The 4,223-nt window shown below is 38.1% G+C and carries 4 protein-coding genes; all 4 read left to right on the top strand.

Translation table 11 applies throughout. The annotated features are described in order from the left end of the window. A partial coding sequence (locus E1171_RS06045) for a DUF6503 family protein (protein ID WP_222931414.1) occupies positions 1–845 on the top strand: 845 nt, incomplete at its 5' end. A gap of 58 nt (positions 846–903) precedes the next feature. Continuing rightward, the gene (locus tag E1171_RS06040; RefSeq protein ID WP_155205083.1) at positions 904–1,257 is read left to right on the top strand and encodes a hypothetical protein; all 354 of its coding nucleotides are present in this window, start codon (positions 904–906) and stop codon (positions 1,255–1,257) included. Between the two features lie 455 nt (positions 1,258–1,712). Next, positions 1,713–2,906 (top strand): DegT/DnrJ/EryC1/StrS family aminotransferase, encoded by a 1,194-nt coding sequence (locus tag E1171_RS06035; protein ID WP_155205081.1) that lies wholly within the window; start codon positions 1,713–1,715, stop codon positions 2,904–2,906. A gap of 12 nt (positions 2,907–2,918) precedes the next feature. Next, positions 2,919–3,998 (top strand): iron-containing alcohol dehydrogenase family protein, encoded by a 1,080-nt coding sequence (locus E1171_RS06030; RefSeq protein WP_155205079.1) that lies wholly within the window; start codon positions 2,919–2,921, stop codon positions 3,996–3,998. Positions 3,999–4,223: the final 225 nt, after the last annotated feature.

Raw genomic sequence — 4,223 nt, 5'->3', positions numbered from 1 at the left:
CAAATCTATTATTTTTTATGAAGCGAATTACTTTTTTATTCCTCGCCCTGGTTTATCTGTCAGCATGTGAGCCTCAGGCTGAAAAAGAAGAAAAAAAAGGTCTAGAGGAAGAGGTAAAAATGGAGTCTGCAAAGGCTGAAAAAAAGGAGCCCATTATTCAAACTATTGAAGCAGCCCATAAAAGAAATGAGTTTTTGGCCCATAAAGGGGTTCAATTTGATATCGAGATGACTTTTGGGGGGCAAAAGGGATTGGAAGGGAGAATTACTGCCTTAACCAACTCCTCTAAAGTTCGTGTAGATAAGGAAGATGGCTCTTCTTTGATATTTGATGGGAAAGATGTATATATTTCCCCAGCCGCCGCTTTGTATCCTAAAGCCCGTTTTGATGCCATGACATGGAGTTACTTTTTCATGGCTCCTTACAAATTGAGTGACCCTGGGGTGAAAATTGAGGTGCTCGGTGATGAGAACGCTGAAGGTAGAAGCTACCATACGGCAAGGATGACTTTTGCTGCAGAGACGGGTGATTCACCCGAGGATTGGTATATTCTTTACCAGAACGAAGAAACCAATCTTTTATATGCCATGGCATATATTGTAACTTTAAACCGTAATGTTGAAGAGGCAAGTCAGGAACCACATGCCATATCTTATGAAGATTATCAGATGGTAGATGGAATTCCAATGGCAACGGAATGGAGATTCTGGAATTGGAGCCCGGAAGAGGGAATTGAAGATCAAATAGGGGAGGTTGTAATCAGTGATATTAAATTTGTTGATCCAACTGACAAAACTTTTGAGGTCCCTCTTGATCATCAATTGGTTTTGATGGAAGAAAAATAAACGGACAGCAGGTGAACTTTAAGCATCATCTATTGGAAATAAATTGAAAAGTGAAAAGATGAGAGATTTGTATTTTTTTACTCCTGAATTTAAAGAGGGAGAAAACCTTACTGTTCGAAGGGGTACTGAGTGGTCAAGTGGAATTGAAAGTGGTTCAGATCAGGACCTCCAATTATTGAAATCTGCAAAAACTTCTGATGAAGGGCAGGCTCAGTTTATTGCCTATGGCCGTATTACCAATCAGAAAGTGTTTCGGTTTTGTGATTTATCAGATGTGGATTTACAAAATGAGCATTTATCTTCTTGTAGAACCTATGAAGGGCTGAAAAAGATGATGAAATCCATTTATAAGGACTTTGATGAGCGTGAGCTGGTTACTTTGCTCTATTTCGAAGTGATGAAAGAAAAATAATAAAGAAAGAATCTTTTAAAGGTCATATAGTTCCTCTTTTCTAGATTTTTTCTAATAGTAATTTTTAAATAGCTACTTTATAGGCTAGTTAATTGGAGGGCTTTATTTTGTGTGATTTTCAAAGCCCTCTATCCTTTATTTCTTTTATTTACCTCTGCCACCATTTTTTCGAGATTCTTAGAATTTTAAGATATTTTTCTTTTAATGAATTGTGGGTTTTTTATAAAAAAATCATAATTTGTAGGTAATGAAATTCGTAATTAGTGAAGTGTCCCTCCAGAAATTGTAGTAGAGATTAGGTTATTTAGCTTAGTCTTATTTTGCTCTTTATTAGATTATTATCACCTCACCCATAATAATTCCAGACATTTCAAAGTATAAGTTCCCTATTTCCCAGTTATAGAGAATCCCTTCATTCAGAATTATTTTATATCTATCATTTACCAAATATTATTATGCCAGGAACTGATGTTTTTGGGGCAGAAGAGCGGAAGGAAGTTAACGATGTTTTACATACCGGAGCTTTATTTCGCTATAACCATGAACACCTTAGAGAAGGTCAGTGGAAAGCCAGAGAATTAGAGGCAAGGATGCGAAAGTTTACAGGAGCAGGTTTTGCCCATGCTGTTTCTAGTGGGTCCGCCGCTGTATCATGTGCATTGGCCGCTGCCGGTATTGGTCATGGGGATGAAGTAATAGTACCTCCATTCACCTATATTGCTACCATAGAGGCTGTTTTATTGGCTGGAGGTCTTCCTGTTTTTGCGGAGATTGATGAGACTTTGTGCTTAAGTCCAGAGGGAATCCGGAAGGCAATAAGTCCTAATACAAAAGCGGTATTGTTGGTTCATATGTGTGGAGCAGCTGCTGATATGGATAAGATAATTCAGGTTTGTAAAGAAAAAGATCTTCTTTTAGTTGAAGATGCAGGACAAGCCCTGGGGGCATTTTATCGAGGAACTTCGGTTGGGTTGTTTGGGAAAAGTGGAGCATTTTCTTTTGACTTTTTTAAGATTACCACTTGTGGAGAAGGTGGGGTTTTTGTTTCCAATTCTGTCAAAGCTTATAAAGTTGCTGATAGTTATTCAGACCATGGTCATGATCATATTGGAAATAGCCGAGGGATGGAAAAGCAGTTGTTATTAGGCTTTAATTATCGAATTAGTGAGCTTCATGCCGCTGTTGGTGTAGCCCAAATGAGGAAACTTAATTGGATCATGGCTCAAAAGCGTAGGCATAAAAAGTTTTTAAAGCAGCAATTATCCGAAGTTCCGGGATTGACTTTTCGAAGGATTCCTGATGAATCGGGTGATTCAGGTACCTTTCTAAATTTCTTCCTTCCCGATACTAACACTGCGGCAAAAGTAATGGAGCAGTTTTTGGTAATGGGCTTGGAAGGCTTTAATTATTGGTATACCAATCGTTATCATTTTATTAATCAATGGGAACACCTCAAGGAGTTGCGGTCAGCCGCACCTTTGGCTATACATCATTTTGGAGCTCCTCAGGATTATAGAAAATTAGAATTACCAAATTCTCAACAGGTGGTTGGGCGCCTGATTTCGTTGGGTATAAGGGCAAATTGGACAGAGGAAGAAACCCTTGCCTTGGCAGATGAAATGAAAAAAGCTATTCGAAAAGTAATGTAGAAAAGGACACCAATGCTTAAAAATTGCAAGAATGTTTCTAGATTGGTTTTTGGAAAAGGAAGCTTTGATGAGCTGGATAGAATCCTTCACCCAATAAGGGTGGAAAATGAGGGGTACATGGTTTTTGTGGTGGATAAATACTTTCAAAATCGAGCGCTGGAAGCTCGTTTACCTTTACATAAGAGGGATTCTCTATATTTTATTGATGTAAATTTGTACGAGCCCAAAACCACTCAGATTGATGTACTAAGAGATGAAGTTTTAGATAAAAAAGGCTTGCCAGCCGGGGTTATTGGTATTGGGGGTGGAAGTATAATGGATATAGCAAAGGCCTTATCTCTAATGTTGACTAATAAGGGTTCTTCAGCTTCTTATCAAGGTTTGAATTTAATCAAAAATCCAGGAGTATATCACTGCGGAATCCCAACCATTTCGGGGACAGGAGCAGAGTGTTCGACTACAGCTGTTTTAACTGGCCCGAACAAAAAGTTAGGGGTTAAATGTGACTGGACAGTTTTCGATCAATTAATTTTGGACCCTGAACTTACGGCAACTGTCCCTGCTGAACAGTGGTTTTACACTGGGATGGATTGTTATATTCATTGTGTGGAGGCTAATCATGGCCAGTATCAGAATGCCTTTTCTAAAGCATATAGCCAACAGGCTATGGAACTCTGTCAGGAGGTTTTTTTAAAGGGAGGATCTGGCCAAAATCCAGAGAATAATGAGAAATTAATGATAGCCTCTCTTATGGGAGGATACAGTTTAACATATTCGGAGGTGGGGGTTTGTCATGCCCTCTCTTATGGCCTATCTTATATCCTTGGGTATCGACATGGTTTGGCCAATTGTTTGGTTTTTAATCATCTAAATGGATACTATCCTAAAGGAGTAAGAGAATTTCAGGAGATGGTTAAAAATCATCATATAGAATTACCTCAAGGTTTAGCAAAAAACTGGACGAGTGATACCATTTTGGTTATGTCAAAGGTGGCTTATGGTCTGGACCATATGTGGAGACATGCATTAGGGCTAAATTGGAAGGAAAAGGTTTCTTTGGAAAAGATCCAAGAAGTTTATTATAGACTTTAGTCTTTTATTAGAGGTAGCATTTTCAGAAGGAATCCTAACTTATTCAAAAGTGATTACCTTTCGTTTATGATCAAATCTTAACATTCTTCAAGAAGCATCACTAACTTTCTCTTTTTCTTGCAATTTGCCCCGCTCTAAAGCAAGAATCAACTCTCCTAAAATTCCAAAAAATAAGGTATGTGATTTAAAAATCCCCTATTAATTCACTTAGTAAATTTCGCATTT

It is taken from the genome of Xanthovirga aplysinae (assembly GCF_009711365.1).
GTDB classification, from domain to species: Bacteria; Bacteroidota; Bacteroidia; order Cytophagales; family Cyclobacteriaceae; genus Xanthovirga; species Xanthovirga aplysinae.
Note: the sequence above shows the minus strand (reverse complement) of the source record. Positions and strands in the feature narration are given on the sequence as shown.